This is a genomic window from Chryseobacterium oryctis, assembly GCF_025971925.1.
In the GTDB taxonomy this organism is placed as follows: Bacteria; Bacteroidota; Bacteroidia; order Flavobacteriales; family Weeksellaceae; genus Chryseobacterium; species Chryseobacterium oryctis.
This window is the reverse complement of record NZ_JAPDHV010000008.1, coordinates 76,116-92,471: the sequence shown is the minus strand read 5'-3', so window position 1 is coordinate 92,471 and position 16,356 is coordinate 76,116. Positions and strand designations below refer to the sequence as shown.

Here is a 16,356-nt window from a genome sequence, read left to right as displayed (position 1 = left end):
TTAAAGTAAACTACAATATAAAGTTCAAAAAAAAAGCTTAAAAATCCAGTTTTCACACCATTGAAAACGCCTCATCGACAAACACCCGATTATATCCGACGAACCCCTGTTTACTGTCTCTAAACTTATAACAAAATTAAACTAATTTTCAATTTTTTACCCTATTTTTGCAATGTTTTGAAACTTACATTCAATAAAATAATCACTTTTCCTCTGGTAATTTTAATAAAATTTTACCAATGGTTTATTTCGCCTTTACTTCCCAAAAATTGCCGTTATGAGCCTACCTGTTCACATTATGTGCTAAAATCATTGCAGGTTCATGGTATTTTTAAAGGATTTTGGCTTGGTTTAAAAAGAATAGCAAGATGTCATCCTTGGGGAGGAAGTGGCTACGACCCAGTTCCACCAAAGAAATAAATTTTAATAAAAAACGTACTAAAAAAAATAAATATGAACAATATTTTTTTCAGAATCTACCTCACAATATTTGCCTTCTTAGTGCAATTTACTTTTGCGCAAAACTATCCGGAAGGTTTATCTGATGGAACTTTGAAAGTAAATTCTACAAACGTTCCCGTAAAAATATATTCTACAACCGAACTTGGAGACTTAAATATTTTCCCGGACAGAAAAGTTGACGGAAATACTTTAATTATATTGAATGAATCTAATGTTGAACCCAATCCGTACAACTCCAACATATTAACATTAAATAAACTAAAAGACTCAAAATACCAGTTTTTTGATAAAAATTTTAAATTAATTGATGTTCCTGCTTCACAAGAAAATGCTGAAAAGTTTAAATACGCTGTAAAATCTGACAAGCCAATCGCTTCTTCAGACAATGTAGAACTGGAAACATCTTTCAAAATCTGGGATCCCTCAAAAGGTATAAAACTGGGACCATTTACACTCCATTTTTATAGCTTAATGTTTGTTTTTGCATTTGGTCTCGGATATGTTTTAATGACGAAAATTTTTAAAATTGATAATGTAAATCAAAAATATCTTGAACCTCTTTTCACTTGGACATTGATAGGGACAATTCTTGGAGCAAGAATGGGACATGTAATTTTCTATCAACCAGAACTTTTCAAAGAAGATTTCTGGAGTGTCTTTTTACCAATAAGCACTAAAAATGGTATAAAATTCACTGGCTTTTCTGGTCTGGCAAGTCATGGAGCTACAATCGCATTAATTTTCACTACATTATATTATTCCTATAAAATTATCAAGAAAAATCCTTTCTGGGTATACGACAGATTAGGAATTGTGGTTGCATTAGGAGGAGCTTTTGTAAGAATGGGCAATTTCTTCAATTCTGAAATCATCGGAAAACAAGTTGATCCCAACTCTCCTTTTGCATTACTTTTCCCACAACAAAGCAGCGAATATGGTTTAACAGTTCCTCGTTATCCGGCACAATTATTTGAAGCCTTCGGATACGTTTGTTTATTTGTTCTTTTATGGATTTTGTATAGAAAAACTAACAAAAAATATCAGCAAGGATGGCTGTTCGGATTATTTTTTATTATTCTTTGGGCAATCAGGTTCTTTGTAGAGTTTTTAAAAGAACCTCAAGGTGATGAATTTATTCAATTTGCAGGGCTAAACACTGGACAAGTTCTTTCAATTCCTTTTATGATTGCAGGTTTTGTGATTATGTTTGTTTCTAAAAAATTTAAAATAACTCAGGCAGAAAACGAAAAGCCTCAATAGTTTTAAAATTAATAAAGAAAAAAGCAGATTTGTAAAATTTACAAATCTGCTTTTTTTGTATCTATTTTTCTACTATAATTCTGATTCTATCTTTCTGTTGATATCTTCAAAGACCTTTCCAAATTCATTAATCACATCTGTTGGAAGCATCGCTTCTTTAGAATACTTTTCAGCGGCAAAATCGGCTGCTCTACCATGTAAGTAAATTCCCAAAATTGCAGCGTGTTCTTCAGAATATCCTTGAGCTAAAAAAGAAGTAATAATACCCGTCAAAACATCTCCACTACCTCCTTTTGCTAACCCTGAATTTCCTGTAATATTATAATAAACCCTTCCTTCTGGAGTAATGATTTGAGTATGATGATCCTTCAAAACAATGATTATATCCAATTCTTTTGTTTTCTTCTTTGCTAATTCCAGTCTTTCAAATGAATTTTCAGTTTCACCAAATAGTCTTTCAAACTCTTTTGGGTGTGGAGTAATGATAGATTTTTTAGGAATAAGCTTAAAATTATCTTGATTTTGAGCAACGATATTTAATGCATCAGCATCTAAAACTAGAGGCTTAGAATTATTTTTAAGGAATTCCAAAACAGCTTCTTTAGTTTTCTCATCTGTTCCCAATCCTGGACCTATTCCATAAACACAATCTTCTTGTAAAGAAATTGTATCTACAATTTCGTTTCCTCCTTCAATAAATATAGCTTCCGGACAGGAAGTCTGAAGAATTTCATAACCACATTTTGGTGCATGTGCAAAAGCCAATCCAGCACCTGTTCTCAAAGCCGATTTTACAGCCAAGACAGCAGCTCCCATTTTACCATAACTTCCTGCAACTATCGTTACCTTGCCGTAAGTTCCCTTATGCGAAAAATCATTTCGTGGCTTTAAAATATTATTTACTCTATCGCAAATTACAAAATCATCTGTTTCTGTTTGGAGAATATATTCCTGGCTTAAATTAATATCTAAAATTTCAACTTTTCCTGTATATTGTCCTGTTTCAGGATGTAAAAAACTCTTTTTCCAAAACTGAAAACTTAAAGTATAATCAGCTCTAAAAACCGTTGAATTTTCATCTATATTTTTGTCTGCAAAAAGTCCAGAAGGAGTATCTATTGATATTTTGAAACTATTTTTCGAGTTTAAAGTATCAACCAAATCTTTAAATTCGCCTTCTAAATTTCGAGATAATCCTGTCCCAAACAAGGCATCAATAATAATTGTTCTACTATCAAAACGATAATTATCTACATCTTTAAAACTCTTTATTAAAATCCCTGAAACTTCTCTTAATTCTCTAAAGTTTATATTAGCATCATCTGAAAATTTTGCTTTTGAATCCACAAAAACATCAACATCAAACCCTTTGAAATAAAGCATTTTGGCAATAGCTAAACCATCACCTCCATTATTACCGTTACCACAAAATATTGCAAAATTTCTGTGGTTTTTGCAGTTTTCGGAAATCCAGTTAACACAGGCAAAAGCCGCCCTTTCCATTAGCTGTATTGATAAAATGGGTTCATTAGCAATCGTATATTGATCACAATTGCGAATCTGCTCTGCAGAGAAAATTTTCATAGAAATTGTTTTTTTTATTAAATTAAATTTACTCATTCTTTCCGAATCAGTAAATGTGAAATTGAAAAACTAACAAAAGTATCGAAAATTAAAGTTTTAAATTGTTACTTTTGTGTGTAAATTAATTAAAAAATATAAATTATGGGATTTGTCAAGGAATTTAAAGAGTTTGCTTTTAAGGGCAATGTATTAGATCTAGCTGTCGGTGTAATCATCGGTGGTGCATTCGGAAAAATTGTTTCGTCTTTAGTTGAGGACGTAGTAACTCCATTACTATTAAATCCTGCTCTTAAAGCTGCTGGTGCTGAAAATATTTCAAAACTTTCTTGGAATGGTGTAGCTTATGGTAATTTCCTTTCTGCAGTAATTAGCTTTTTGTGTATTGCAATGGTTCTTTTCTGGATCATAAAGGGAGCTAATAAGGTTGTAAAGAAAGAAGAAGCAGCTCCTGCGGGACCAACTGAAGATCAGAAGTTATTGACTGAAATCAGAGATTTACTTAAAAGTAAAAATAACATATAAAACATGAAAACACCTCAGTTCGAGGTGTTTTTTATGTTTTTAATTCCGGATTTTTCAGATTAATGAATCTGCAAAATACTTGAAATTTGTTCAGCTAAAGAAAGTCCGATTCTATCTTGAGCTTCCAAAGTAGATGCTCCTGTATGAGGAGTAAGAGAAATCTTAGCATGATTTAAAATCTCTTTTGAAGGAGTTGGCTCGTTAATAAATACATCAAGCCCAGCAAATCTTACTTTCCCTGAATCTAAAGCTTCAATTAGGGCAGCTTCATCAATAACTCCACCTCTTGAGCAGTTTACAATTGCTACCCCATCTTTCATGATTTCAAATTCACTTTTTCCAATCATATATCCGTCTTTTTGAGCAGGAACATGAAGTGTGATAAAATCTGAATGTTTTAAAACATCCTGAAGCGGTTCTGTTTCAATATCTACGTTAATAAACTGATTATTATAAAACTTCACCTTAATACTTGCTCTACCAACATTATTATCCGCAGCAATAACTCTCATACCAAGTCCTAAAGCAATTTTTGCAACTTCTTGACCAATTCTTCCCATTCCCACAATACCGATTGTTTTTCCTTTCAATTCGATACCTGCAGCATAAGATTTTTTAAGATTAGCAAACTCAGTATCACCCACTAAAGGCATTTTTCTATTTGAATCCTGTAAAAATCTTGCTCCTGAAAACAAATGTGCAAAAACCAGCTCAGCAACCGATTCTGATGATGCAGAAGGTGTATTGATAACATGAATCCCTTTCTCTCTTGCATAATCTACATCAATATTATCCATACCTACACCTCCTCTACCAATTATTTCCAAAGAAGGACAATTATCAATAATGTCTTTTCTTACTTGTGTAGCACTACGTACCAAAATTGTACGGATTTTGTGTTCATTAATGTAATCTACCAAAAATTCCTGCGGAACTTTAGTTGTAATTACTTCAAATCCTTTTTCAGTCAGTGCATCAATCCCAGATTGATCTAAACCATCGTTTGCTAAAACTTTCATAAATACCAATATATATTTAAAAACAAAAAGATTTAAAAACTAAAAGAAAAGCATTTGCTTTAATCGTTTTAATTTTTAAATCTTCAATTATATTTTTTTTAATCCTCTTTAAAAACTTCAATTGTAACTTGTTTTTCTACAAGATCTGTAAACTTACCTTTGTATCTTGTAGCTCTCACCAAGTGATTATCAATCCAGTGATAATTTCCTCCTCTTGGCTTTCCACAGAGTACACTGTGATATTTGAAGCCATGCTTATCCAACCAATCAATCGTAATTTGTTTTAAATTTTCAGTTCTTGAAGTAAAAAAACAAATTTGGTGACCTTCATCATACCATCTGTTGATAGTTTCCAACGCATCAGGAAAAGGCTCACAAGTCACCATTCTCTCCGGCTCTTCATTTGGAACATCTTCTGTAATTGTTCCATCTATGTCAATTAGATAATTTTTTATTCCGTCCTTCAGAATTGGACTTATATGCTCTATGTACTCTAATTCCATCGTAAAAAATTGAGTTGCAAAGTTACGCTTTTTACTTTCAAAAACTATAACGAAACTTAATTTTAATTATTTTTTTACATTAAAATTTATATTTTAAAGAATAAAATTAACTTTTTATTCTGTTTTATTCAATTCTAATTGAAATTTTTCTTTTTTTTAATTAATCACATTCACCTTCAAATATCCTCAAATTTTTCAATCTAATATCAAGTGAAAATCTTATTCCCTTGTTCTTTTCTACAAAATTTATGATGTTTAACCAAAAATTTCCAAAATACATTTATTACACTTACATTTGTAGAAATGGAAGAATTGGTAGTTTTAGTAAACCCTCAAGATGAAATTTTAGGACTAATGGAAAAACAACAAGCTCATATTAATGGTTTGTTGCATCGTGCTTTTTCTGTTTTTTTATTCAACGATAAAGGTGAAATGCTTTTACAAAAAAGAGCTGCAAATAAATACCATTCACCATTGAAATGGACTAATGCCGTGTGTTCACACCCTAAAAGTGGGGAAACTTATCTTGAAGGAGCCAAACGCAGACTGAAAGAAGAATTGGGTATTGAAACTGAACTATCAGAAAAATTCAATTTCATTTATAAAGCTGATGTTGGTGGTGGACTTTGGGAACATGAATTAGACCATGTTTTTGTAGGAAATTATGATGATGATTTTAATTTAAACAAAGATGAAGTTGAAGAAGTAAAATATATTTCTATGCAAGATTTAGACAACGAAATGTCTGAAAATCCTGAAAATTTCACAGAATGGTTCAAAATCATTTTGGAAGAATATAAACACCATTTTTAATTAATATGATGAAAAAAGGAATATTAGTTTTAACATTTTTAGCGGGATTTTTTGCCTTTGCCCAAAAAGTTACAACTTATGATACACAAAATTATACAATACAAGTTCCTGATGGATGGAAATCTACTAATGACAACGATATTGTAAACATTTTCCCTACTAGTGAAATCGGAGCAATTACCATTTCTGAATACCATGATTTGATTCTCCCGAAAGAGAAAACAAAAAAATTCATCCTTGCTCTTTATAAATCTTCTGACGATGAAAGCAAAATAAAAAGCAACAAAGGAAAAAAAGGTTATACAGAGTATTTTTACGAATATTTTGATGAAAAAGATAAACTCTTCTGGATAACTAAAGTTTTTCAAAAGGATAAAGATTTGTATCTGATTTCCATCAATTGTGGTCAAAAATTCTGGAACGGAAATTATATGTCACTTTTTAACGAAACTTTTAACAGTTTTAAAATAAAGAAATAAAAATTAAATATGAAGAAAACAGCCTTGTACGACAAACACGTTTCTTTAGGAGCTAAAATCGTACCTTTTGCAGGTTTTGAAATGCCTGTTCAATATTCTGGAGTTACAGAAGAACATTTTGCAGTAAGAGAAAAAGCAGGATTATTTGATGTTTCTCACATGGGACAATTTTTTATTGAAGGTGCTGGTTCTAAAGAACTTTTACAGTTGGTTACAACAAACAATGTAGATACTTTAGAAAACGGAAAAGCTCAATATTCTTGCCTTCCAAACGAAAACGGAGGCATTGTAGACGACCTTATTGTTTACAAAATGGAAGATGATAAATATTTCGTTGTTGTAAATGCTTCAAACATTGAAAAAGACTGGAATCATATTTCAAAATACAATACTTTTGGAGCTAAAATGACGAATGCTTCTGACGACATGTCTCTATTAGCAATCCAAGGTCCGAAAGCAACTGAAATTCTTCAAAAGCTTACAGAAACTAACCTTTCTGAAATTCCTTACTACAATTTTACAGTAGGCTCTGTTGCTGGAGTTAATGATGTAATTATTTCTAACACAGGATATACAGGAAGTGGTGGTTTTGAAATTTATTTCAAAAATGAAGATGCTGAAAAACTTTGGGACGAAATTATCAAAGCAGGTGAATCAGAAGGAATTATCCCATGCGGATTGGCAGCAAGAGACACTTTAAGACTTGAAAAAGGGTTCTGTCTTTACGGAAATGATATTGATGATACAACTTCACCAATTGAAGCTGGACTAGGTTGGATTACTAAATTTGATAAAGATTTTGTTTCCAAAGAAGTTTTCGCTAAACAAAAAGAGGAAGGTGTTACAAGAAAACTAGTTGGTTTTGAGCTAACAGATAAAGGTGTCCCAAGACACGATTACCCTGTTGTAGATGCTGAAGGAAACGTGATCGGAAAAGTAACTTCAGGAACTCAATCTCCAATGAAAAAAGTTGGTTTAGGATTAGCTTATGTTGATAAACCACACTTCAAATTAGGTTCTGAAATATTCATTCAGGTAAGAAATAAAAATATCCCTGCAAAAGTAGTAAAAGCTCCTTTTGTATAATTTGAATATACTAAAATATAGAAACCGCAGAATATTTCTGCGGTTTTTTTGTTATCCTTTCCATCGAAATTTACAAGAAAACCCCACTATTCATTTCAAACAATAATTAAAATTACCCTCATTAATACCTCATTAAGTTAAAAAATCATAAGATATAATTAAAGATGAGTTAATAAGTTTCATCTTTCGATTTTCTTTTTTTGTAACAAAAAATAATTGATGGACAACAACAATTCAATCAACAGAAGAAAATTTCTTAAAAATTCATTAATTGCAGCGGGAGGAGTTTTTATTGCTCCTTTAATTGAAAGTTGTATAAACGATTTCACCAATACAGAAAACACTCCGAATGATCTAAAAAACACGGGATTTGATACAGGGGTAGCAAGTTTTGACCCTTCAGAAACAGGAGTGATTATCTGGACAAGATATTCTGTAGGTGTTGATGCCGAAATTACTTGGGAAATAAGCAAAAACAGTAATTTTTCCGATACTGTAAGAACAGGAAAAGCAAATGTAACATCTCTAAATGATTTCACAGTCGCAGTAGATGTACAAAACATTCCTTCCCACACAAAATATTATTATAGATTTTATAATCGTAAAACTAAAGAAAGCAGTATCATAGGAGAAACAATTACCTTACCTTCAAAAACAGATTCAGTAAATGAAGTAAAAATGGCAGTCGTTTCCTGTTCCAACTTTCCGGCAGGACTTTTTAATGTATATGAAGCTATAGCTCAGTCTGATTCGGATGTAGTAGTTCATCTTGGAGATTACATCTATGAATATGCTCCAGGACAGTATGGGACAAATCCTTATACCAATCAACTAGGAAGAACACATAAACCGGCACGAGAAATTCTTACCTTAAACGATTACAGAGAAAGATACAGACAATACAGAGAAGATAAAAACCTAATGCTTTTGCATCAGAAAAAACCATTTATCTGCGTGTGGGATGACCATGAATTTGCCAATGATACCTATAAATCCGGTGCGGAAAACCATCAACCTAACGAAGGTGATTTTCAGGCTAGAAAAATGGCAGCATTTCAGGCTTACAGCGAATACATTCCTTTGAAAACAGGAAAGGATTTGAGAATATACAGAAGTTTCAATTTTGGAAATATTGTTTCGCTTTATATGTTAGATACGAGGGTTATAGCGAGAGATAAACAACTTGAATATTCAGATTATCTGGATGCTGACGGAAACTTTAATCAGGTACAATTTAAAACAGACTTTTTAAGTACCAGCAGAAAATTAATAGGAAATGAACAGATGTCATGGCTTGGCTCACAAATCAATACAGATACAACAAAATGGAAAGTTTTGGGACAGCAGATTTTAATGACTAAAATGATGATTCCTGCAGAAATGCTAATGTTATTAAATAAAATTCTGACAGAAATAAAACAGTTTGGAAGCGCACAGCCTTCTACAATGCAATTACTTAAAAGCACAATTTCTCAGCTTATTATTCTCAAAATGAGATATCAACAACAAGATCCTACTCTTACACCTCAGGAAATAGCAAGAATCACAACAACTTTACCTTATAATCTTGACGCATGGGACGGCTATTTTATGGAAAGAGAACAGCTATACTCTATTCTTGCAGGAAAAAAAGTAGTCGTTCTTGCAGGAGATACCCACAATGCATGGTTAGGAAAACTTACCAATGCTCAAGGAAATTTTATTGGGACAGAACTTGCATGTAGTTCAGTTTCTTCTCCCGGATTGGAAGGATATCTTGGTATTACTTCCGATCCTACACAAGCTATAGAACTGGCTCAGGCATTTTCGTTACTCATAGACGATCTTGAGTATGCTAATCTTTATAAAAGAGGATATCTACATGTAGAATTCACTTCTGGAAGTACTCATGCTGAATGGAGATTTGTAGACAATGTATTTTCAGAAACTTATAATATTGTAACCGAAAAAACACATACAATCACTTAATTCTAAAATCATTTAATTTTAATATAAAAAGAGCTGTAAAATATTCTACAGCTCTTGTATCTATAATCAATAACTTCTATTAATCCTTTACTTCCACTCCAAAAAACAATCTCAAGGCTTCCACATTTTTCTTGTCATTCCCAATAAATATTTCTTTATCAGTAATAAAAACCGGACGTTTTAAAAATGTATAATGCTCCAACAACAGTTTTTGAAAATCTTTTTCATCTAAAGACTTTACATCAAGCTCTCTTAATTTAATCTGAGTAGATTTTTTGCTAAATAATGCTTCATAAGATTTTGTTTTCTTATACATTTCAGCAAGTTCTTCTTTAGTGATAGGCTCTTTCTTTATCTCACGAAGTTCCCAGTCTGTAAGGTCAAATTCAGCTAAAATTTTCTTGCAGGTACCACAAGTATTAAGATAAAATACTTTTTTCATTGTATCTATTATATAATTATTTATTAAATTCACTTATAATTTTAATGCTTCAAAAGTAGGATTTAATCTAAAATATCCGAAATTATTAAGTATGTTTTTTAAAATAGCAGAAAATGGATAATAAACCTATCACCTTCCAATTCATATCAGAACCTTCAGATGTTAATTATGGAGGAAACGTACACGGAGGAAGTGTAATGAAATGGATTGATCAGGCTGGATATGCCTGCGCAACTACTTGGAGCGGAAATTATTCAGTGACTGTTTATGTTGGAGGAATACGTTTTTACGAACCGATAAAAATTGGCGAAATCGTAAAAGTTGAAGCTCAGGTGATTTATACAGGTTCATCAAGTATGCATATCTCCATCAACGTATTTTCAAGAAATCTGAAACAGCCAAAATTTGATAAAAAAACACATTGCATCATTGTTTTTGTAGCGGTAGACGAAAACGGAAAAAAGCTCCCTGTTCCTAAATGGGTTCCTGAAACAACAGAGGACAAGCAAAAAGAACAATATGCAATTCGTCTTATGGAACTAAGAACTCAAATTGAAGATGAAATGAAACCTTTTTTATAAAAAAATCAAAATAATTCAAATAATATTTATATTTGCATCACAAAAGGAAATGGTGCTCTTCCTTACCCAACCGCTTTTCAGAAGCTGATGACGCCTGATTAAATAAATTATTAACAGTAATTAATCAGGATTAGTATGTCTAAAAATCAAAGAACAATAAGCAATAAAGTTTTTTTTCAGTTTAAAATTTTCTTTCGAAAATTTCCCGCTCTGCCTTATATTTTCAAATGGCTTTTTATTAGTCTTATCATTGGAGTTTTAATCGGTTCTGCATCAGCAGGATTTTTACAATCATTAGAATGGGTTACCAATTTTCGAGAAAAACATATTTGGTTAATAGCATTTTTACCCGTTACAGGATTTTTGATTGGTCTTTTATATTATCATTTTGGGAAAGACATTGAAGCCGGAAATAATTTACTGATAGAAAATATTCACAATCCAAAGGCAACTATCCCATTCAAAATGGCTCCTTTTGTTTATTTAGGAACTATTGTCACTCATTTTTTTGGTGGTTCGGCAGGTCGTGAAGGAACTGCACTTCAAATGGCTGGAGCTATTGCAGACCAATTTACCAAACCTTTTAAGTTAGACAAAAACGAGAGAAGAACTTTAATTATTTCTGCTATTGCAGCAGGTTTTGGTTCCGTTTTCGGTACTCCTTTAGCCGGAGCAGTTTTTGGTCTTGAAGTTTTTCTGATTGGCAAAATTCGTTACAATGCTATGTTTCCTGCTTTTGCATCAGCAATTATTGCAGACCGGACAACTAATCTCTGGAATGTAAAACATACTCATTATCATATTGATTTCATTCCAAAATTTGATTTTTCATATTTTTTATACAGCATTTTAGCAGGTATTATTTTTGGATTCTGTGCTGCTGCATTTAGCAAAACGCTTCATTGGTTAAGCACAGTTTTTAAATCTAACATAAAATACTCTCCGTTACACCCTGTAATTGGAGGAACTATCGTTGCAATTGCTGTTTTTATGATAGGAACTACAAAATATATAGGTTTGGGAATTCCGACAATTTTAGAATCTTTCAAGACACAACTTCCTGTTTATGATTTTGCTTTAAAAATGATTTTTACAATAATTACCCTTTCGGCAGGTTTTAAAGGCGGAGAAGTAACTCCTTTGTTCTTCATCGGGGCAACTTTAGGGAGTGCTTTATCCCTATTTATTCCGCTTCCTTTCGGATTATTGGCAGGAATGGGGTTTGTTGCTGTTTTTGCCGGAGCCACAAATACACCTCTGGCTTGTATGCTGATGGGGATTGAATTGTTTGGTGCAGAAAGTGGAGTTTATATAGCAATTGCTTGTGTTGTTTCTTATTTGTTTTCAGGACATAGCAGTATTTATTCAAAACAAAAAATTGGAGAAGCAAAGAGTAAAAGATACGAAAGTTATCAGAATAAAAATATTTCTGATTTATGAGAATAACAAAAACCTTTTGGTATCCCAAAAGGTTTTTGCATAATAAATGTGGAAATGCTTATTTCAATTGAAATAATTCTGTTTAAACGTCAATTTAGCAAGTAATAACTTGTGTACAACGAATGTAGTCTAGGCAATATTTAGGACCTGTAACAGCTCCTGTACAGCTACATCCGCACAGAGATAAATCTGGTGGCCCGATAATTATTCCTCCAGAAATGTTTTTAAGGTCGTTTTTCTTTAATCTTTTGGCATTTTTCAAAATTTCTTGTGACATGATTTGATTTTTTTGAGATTAATAATATAGTTTTAGTGTATTTCAAAGTTAAACAAATATTAATTATTTTAAACTTAACTTAAGTTTAAATTTCATAATCAATTTATATTGTATTACTTATTTTACCTTAAACGAAAAACACATCATAATTATTTCTTAAACAAACTTTATTTATTCTATAAATTTAAAATCGTTATTATACTTATACCAAATATTTTTTCAACAATAGATTTCACCTTTAAAAACAAAAAAAACCTTCAAATTTTGAAAGGTCTTTTTATAATATCTTATGTTGTTTTCCATTTATTTGTGTATGGATCAAATGGACACTGACTTAATTTTCTCCATGAAGAACCATTAAATTCAATATCGGAATTATCAAAGCATATATAACGAAACTGACAGTCTTTACAAATATCTATACTATTATTATTAATAAACCATTTTTTAGTAAAATCAGAATCTTCAATTAACTCTGTAATGCTTTTACTATTAAAATTACCAAAAGTATTTCTATGCGCAAGAAAATTTTTAAAATTTCCTTCATTGTCTATACAAACTTTTCTATTTAAAGCAACATTGTACTTTTGAGCTTCGCAAAAGAAATCCATATTAATTATGAAATTTTCTTTACTTATTATGTCTGTTGTTGCGCTATTTACAATTTTTGAAGTAAACAAAAGTTTTTTTTGTTTATAAAATTTTGATTTTTTATATGATTCTTTTATTAAATTTTCGTCAGCAGCACTGTGAACCACAAATAAAGAAATTCTATTTTCAATATCTTCCATATAATTTACAAAAGAAATATCAAACAAAGTTTCGGGAAGTAAAATTTCAACGCTTCTAATTCTTGACATTCGAATGACATTAATAATTTCAGAGATAATATCAGCAACATTTGATTTACCAATCCTAATTTGTATGCTTGAACACCCCAAAGAACCTAATTCTTTAATTACTGAAATATAATTGTAGTTGCAGTTTTCGTTTATTTCCAGGATTGCATTATTTACCCTCAAAGGAGAATACCAATCTAAATTAAGTTCAGGAAAATTTTCAGGATTATCAAGGAAAAAACCATAATCTATTGTATTCAAATATTTAAAATAATGGTCTATACCATCATTCAGATCATTATTGAAGAAATTTTTAATTTCATTTACTGTATAAATGCTTGTTTTTTTAAGAACCTCGCCCAACAGGTTCGGGATATTGATGTATTCATTATTTTGTAAGTCCACGATTATACTTTCCTCACCACCCTTAACAGGTAAACAATTGGCATACAAATTAAAAAAACTATTCATACGATATTGGTTATTGGCTTATGATTATGAAAAATATCATAAACTGTTGTTTGATGAAAGGGGCTGTGTGCTGAATAATGCAGATTAAAACGCTTCACTTCTTCTTTGGTATAATACACATTTCTTATCAAATGATAATTTATTGGAAGGTGTTTATAGCTTTCATCTGTAAAAAGAGTAATAAACTCTTTTTTTTTATTATTTATTTTTTTCATTATTTATCGTATTAAATATTCGGCAATTTTTTTGTGCAAGTGATAATTACATGCACCGGAAACAAAGCCAAACTGCCCAACGGGATTAACTTCTAAAAAAACATACTTGTCCTTTGTTTTTACTATATCTAAAGAAGCGCAATTTAAATTCAATTCTTTCATTAACAAACGAATACGGTCTTCCAGAGTAGAGGGTAATTGATAAGGCACACGTCTGTTCATTCTTTTTCTATCATATCTTCTGAAATCAACCGTTGTTCGTTGATTTTTTTGAGAAAACATAGCCATGGAATAGAGTTCTCCATCTAAATAAAAAACTCTTATTTCATAGGCTTTTTCTAATTTTTCCTGAAAGTGCCCGATAAAAAAATAATCAGGCAGTTCATTAATAAAGCTTAATTCTATTTTTTCTGTGTAAGTTGCATAGGTACAATGCGTCTCATTAATATCACACAACAACATATCGTGCATTTTAGAGATGATTTCCCCATTGCATTCATTAAAAAAATCAATTAGCTTAGATTTGCTATTAGTGAGTATAGATTTTGGAATATCTATTCCAATACTATGTGCTATCCTTAAAACATCAAATTTATTAACTTCATATTTTAAAGCACCTCCCAAGACATTTTCCGCTTTGTATTTATAAGTTATATCATAGGAATTAATATTCTCTATTTCTTTATTAGCAGAATGCATTAATCTTGATTCAAGGTCTCTATTAGCAATGTTTTCTGAAAATAATCTTTCTGGTATCATTCTTATGGGCAGTGGTTTTCTTCCCGGTCTTCTGTACCATATAGATTTTACACCTATACTTTCACTAATGTCAAGGAAATAATCTTCCTTTGACATCCTGAAAAAATCGGTATTGAGTCTTTTTATTTCCCCATCGTATAAGATGGAAAGCCAGTCAATCACAAGGTTTGTGGTTATGTCATTATCTTCAGTATAAATAACTATCATTTTTTATTTATATACGCTTTATCAATTTCGTTTAAAGAATCACATACTCTAATATAATTTTCAATAGGATCCAGGTTCATTGATTTTCTTCTCGCATTAACATTTGATGAATCAATAAGATTTTCTATAAAAACTTTTCCATTATCTCTCATTGAATATTGTGTTCCATAGATTTGCTTTCTACCATTTGCCCATTCAACTCTATCAATTAAGCAAGCCAAATTTCTTTTGTCGGCATTTCCCTTTTTTACAGCTTCTTTCATTATAGGTAAGTACTTTTCCATTGTTGATAGTTCACGAGCATGTTGAATCGCTACAAACAAAGCAGTATTAGCATCTTCGCCTAATTTATCTTTCCCCAACCAACCTAAACTGTCAATTATCTTGGTCACAATTTGCTCATTCTTTCTGTCAAGGGGAGCTTGTTTTATACGATCGAAGATTGGAGTTCTATACTTTTGGTCATCTTCTAAGACCTTTTCCAAGGTTTTTCTTACTTCGGAATATTGATCCGATTTTTTACATCCGGAAAAACAAAGAAAAAGAAGTAATATTATATAATTAAGTTTTACAAGCATTATTGTAAAGTAAGATTATAGACTGTATTGTAATATTTAATAAACCTAAAAAAGAACAAACTTTGACAAAGTCCAAAACTTTGACAAAGTTGATTTAACTCTTATTACATGAATAATTTCTAATTAATGTTATCAGAGAGAGCCTTCCACCCATTATCTCCAGGAGTACTTATGTTATCATGGTTGCCATCCGATGTTAGACCTGTTTGAATATCGGTAGGAGAAGTTGGTAATTGCTGTCCACCTAAAACTTTATCAAGTTTAACTCTTTCAATTTTTGAAGCTTGAAACTTGTTTAATAATTCGTCTTTTTTCTTTAAATTTTTCATAATAATTTTTTTAAAATTGTTTTGTACCTTATTGACATATCAAATATATCAAGCATAATTGATATAATCTCAAAGTTTTTATGTGAATTTTATGTGAATCTCAACACATATGTGATATATTTATATATTTACAAAATCAAAAAAAACATAAATATGATAAAAAATAAGCTTATAAAAGCACGTAAGGAAAAATATACACAGGAAGGCATGGCTAAAATATTGCATATGACACAATCTCAATATCAAAGAAGGGAGAAAGGGGAAATTAAAATCTCTGATGAAGAATGGGAACGCATGGCAAAAGCACTGAATACCACAATAGAAGAAATCAAAGAAGATGATTCAACCCATCAAGTCATTAATCACTTTTACAATATTCCGGAATTTATTCTTGAGAATCAACAAGAATATATCAATCTACTGAAAAAACAAGTAGAAGAATTAAAAGAAGAAATTAGAATTTTAAAATCTTAAGTTAAAACAAAACCTTTCTTAAGTATTGACTAATTCACATAAAAAAAA

The 16,356-nt window shown here is 31.0% G+C and carries 20 protein-coding genes and 1 riboswitch; of the genes, 10 read left to right on the top strand and 10 right to left on the bottom strand.

The window, feature by feature from the left end; genetic code table 11:
* Positions 1-177: 177 nt before the first annotated feature.
* Positions 178-420 carry a membrane protein insertion efficiency factor YidD gene (yidD, locus tag OH806_RS15035; protein WP_264744497.1) on the top strand — a complete coding sequence of 81 codons (243 nt, stop codon included), beginning with the start codon at positions 178-180 and terminating at the stop codon, positions 418-420.
* Between the two features lie 435 nt (positions 421-855).
* Positions 856-1,722, top strand: a complete 867-nt coding sequence (gene lgt / locus OH806_RS15030; protein WP_406567647.1) for a prolipoprotein diacylglyceryl transferase — start codon at positions 856-858, stop codon at positions 1,720-1,722.
* A 72-nt stretch (positions 1,723-1,794) separates the two neighbouring features.
* On the opposite strand, the gene OH806_RS15025 is transcribed toward lgt, so the two are convergent.
* Entirely contained in the window at positions 1,795-3,306 is a 1,512-nt protein-coding gene (locus tag OH806_RS15025) for an NAD(P)H-hydrate dehydratase (RefSeq protein ID WP_264744496.1), read from the bottom strand.
* A 141-nt stretch (positions 3,307-3,447) separates the two neighbouring features.
* Between OH806_RS15025 and mscL the strand changes: the two genes are divergently transcribed.
* Positions 3,448-3,828 carry a large conductance mechanosensitive channel protein MscL gene (mscL, locus tag OH806_RS15020; RefSeq protein WP_264744495.1) on the top strand — a complete coding sequence of 127 codons (381 nt, stop codon included), beginning with the start codon at positions 3,448-3,450 and terminating at the stop codon, positions 3,826-3,828.
* Positions 3,829-3,887: 59 nt separating this feature from the next.
* Here mscL and OH806_RS15015 read toward each other — a convergent pair whose 3' ends face one another.
* Positions 3,888-4,847, bottom strand: a complete 960-nt coding sequence (locus OH806_RS15015) for a D-2-hydroxyacid dehydrogenase (protein ID WP_264744494.1) — start codon at positions 4,845-4,847, stop codon at positions 3,888-3,890.
* Positions 4,848-4,945: 98 nt separating this feature from the next.
* Positions 4,946-5,350, bottom strand: coding sequence for an LNS2 domain-containing protein (locus OH806_RS15010; RefSeq protein ID WP_264744493.1), 405 nt, complete (start codon positions 5,348-5,350; stop codon positions 4,946-4,948).
* Positions 5,351-5,653: 303 nt separating this feature from the next.
* Between OH806_RS15010 and idi the strand changes: the two genes are divergently transcribed.
* The 4 genes from idi to OH806_RS14990 all read left to right on the top strand — a co-directional run bounded on the left by idi (position 5,654) and on the right by OH806_RS14990 (position 9,696).
* Positions 5,654-6,163: an isopentenyl-diphosphate Delta-isomerase gene (gene idi, locus OH806_RS15005; RefSeq protein WP_264744492.1), complete on the top strand. Its 510-nt coding sequence runs from the start codon at positions 5,654-5,656 to the stop codon at positions 6,161-6,163.
* A gap of 8 nt (positions 6,164-6,171) precedes the next feature.
* A complete protein-coding gene (locus OH806_RS15000) occupies positions 6,172-6,642 on the top strand; it encodes a hypothetical protein (protein WP_264744491.1) in 471 nt (156 codons plus the stop codon).
* A gap of 9 nt (positions 6,643-6,651) precedes the next feature.
* Entirely contained in the window at positions 6,652-7,728 is a 1,077-nt protein-coding gene (gcvT, locus tag OH806_RS14995; RefSeq protein WP_264744490.1) for a glycine cleavage system aminomethyltransferase GcvT, read from the top strand.
* 219 nt (positions 7,729-7,947) lie between these two features.
* Positions 7,948-9,696 (top strand): alkaline phosphatase D family protein, encoded by a 1,749-nt coding sequence (locus OH806_RS14990; RefSeq protein ID WP_264744489.1) that lies wholly within the window; start codon positions 7,948-7,950, stop codon positions 9,694-9,696.
* 79 nt (positions 9,697-9,775) lie between these two features.
* On the opposite strand, the gene OH806_RS14985 is transcribed toward OH806_RS14990, so the two are convergent.
* Positions 9,776-10,138 (bottom strand): arsenate reductase family protein, encoded by a 363-nt coding sequence (locus OH806_RS14985; RefSeq protein ID WP_264744488.1) that lies wholly within the window; start codon positions 10,136-10,138, stop codon positions 9,776-9,778.
* 113 nt (positions 10,139-10,251) lie between these two features.
* On the opposite strand from OH806_RS14985, the gene OH806_RS14980 reads away from it, so the two are divergent.
* Both OH806_RS14980 and OH806_RS14975 read left to right on the top strand, forming a co-directional pair.
* A complete protein-coding gene (locus OH806_RS14980) occupies positions 10,252-10,719 on the top strand; it encodes an acyl-CoA thioesterase (RefSeq protein WP_264744487.1) in 468 nt (155 codons plus the stop codon).
* A 36-nt stretch (positions 10,720-10,755) separates the two neighbouring features.
* A riboswitch (Fluoride riboswitch) is annotated at positions 10,756-10,823 on the top strand.
* A gap of 31 nt (positions 10,824-10,854) precedes the next feature.
* Entirely contained in the window at positions 10,855-12,159 is a 1,305-nt protein-coding gene (locus tag OH806_RS14975) for a voltage-gated chloride channel family protein (protein WP_264744486.1), read from the top strand.
* Positions 12,160-12,253: 94 nt separating this feature from the next.
* On the opposite strand, the gene OH806_RS14970 is transcribed toward OH806_RS14975, so the two are convergent.
* The 6 genes from OH806_RS14970 to OH806_RS14945 all read right to left on the bottom strand — a co-directional run bounded on the left by OH806_RS14970 (position 12,254) and on the right by OH806_RS14945 (position 15,834).
* Positions 12,254-12,436, bottom strand: coding sequence for a hypothetical protein (locus tag OH806_RS14970; RefSeq protein ID WP_264744485.1), 183 nt, complete (start codon positions 12,434-12,436; stop codon positions 12,254-12,256).
* A gap of 287 nt (positions 12,437-12,723) precedes the next feature.
* The gene (gene gwsS, locus OH806_RS14965) at positions 12,724-13,746 is read right to left on the bottom strand and encodes a grasp-with-spasm system SPASM domain peptide maturase (RefSeq protein ID WP_264744484.1); all 1,023 of its coding nucleotides are present in this window, start codon (positions 13,744-13,746) and stop codon (positions 12,724-12,726) included.
* Positions 13,743-13,961 (bottom strand): hypothetical protein, encoded by a 219-nt coding sequence (locus OH806_RS14960; protein ID WP_264744483.1) that lies wholly within the window; start codon positions 13,959-13,961, stop codon positions 13,743-13,745. Before OH806_RS14960 ends, gwsS begins: the two co-directional genes overlap by 4 nt.
* Before the next feature lie 3 nt (positions 13,962-13,964).
* Positions 13,965-14,927 carry a grasp-with-spasm system ATP-grasp peptide maturase gene (gwsG, locus tag OH806_RS14955; protein ID WP_264744482.1) on the bottom strand — a complete coding sequence of 321 codons (963 nt, stop codon included), beginning with the start codon at positions 14,925-14,927 and terminating at the stop codon, positions 13,965-13,967.
* Positions 14,924-15,412 carry a DUF6624 domain-containing protein gene (locus OH806_RS14950; protein WP_264744481.1) on the bottom strand — a complete coding sequence of 163 codons (489 nt, stop codon included), beginning with the start codon at positions 15,410-15,412 and terminating at the stop codon, positions 14,924-14,926. Before OH806_RS14950 ends, gwsG begins: the two co-directional genes overlap by 4 nt.
* 212 nt (positions 15,413-15,624) lie before the next feature.
* The gene (locus OH806_RS14945) at positions 15,625-15,834 is read right to left on the bottom strand and encodes a hypothetical protein (protein ID WP_264744480.1); all 210 of its coding nucleotides are present in this window, start codon (positions 15,832-15,834) and stop codon (positions 15,625-15,627) included.
* Positions 15,835-15,987: 153 nt separating this feature from the next.
* Here OH806_RS14945 and OH806_RS14940 point away from each other — a divergent pair, with 153 nt between their 5' ends.
* Entirely contained in the window at positions 15,988-16,308 is a 321-nt protein-coding gene (locus OH806_RS14940; protein ID WP_264744479.1) for a helix-turn-helix transcriptional regulator, read from the top strand.
* Positions 16,309-16,356 lie beyond the last annotated feature (48 nt).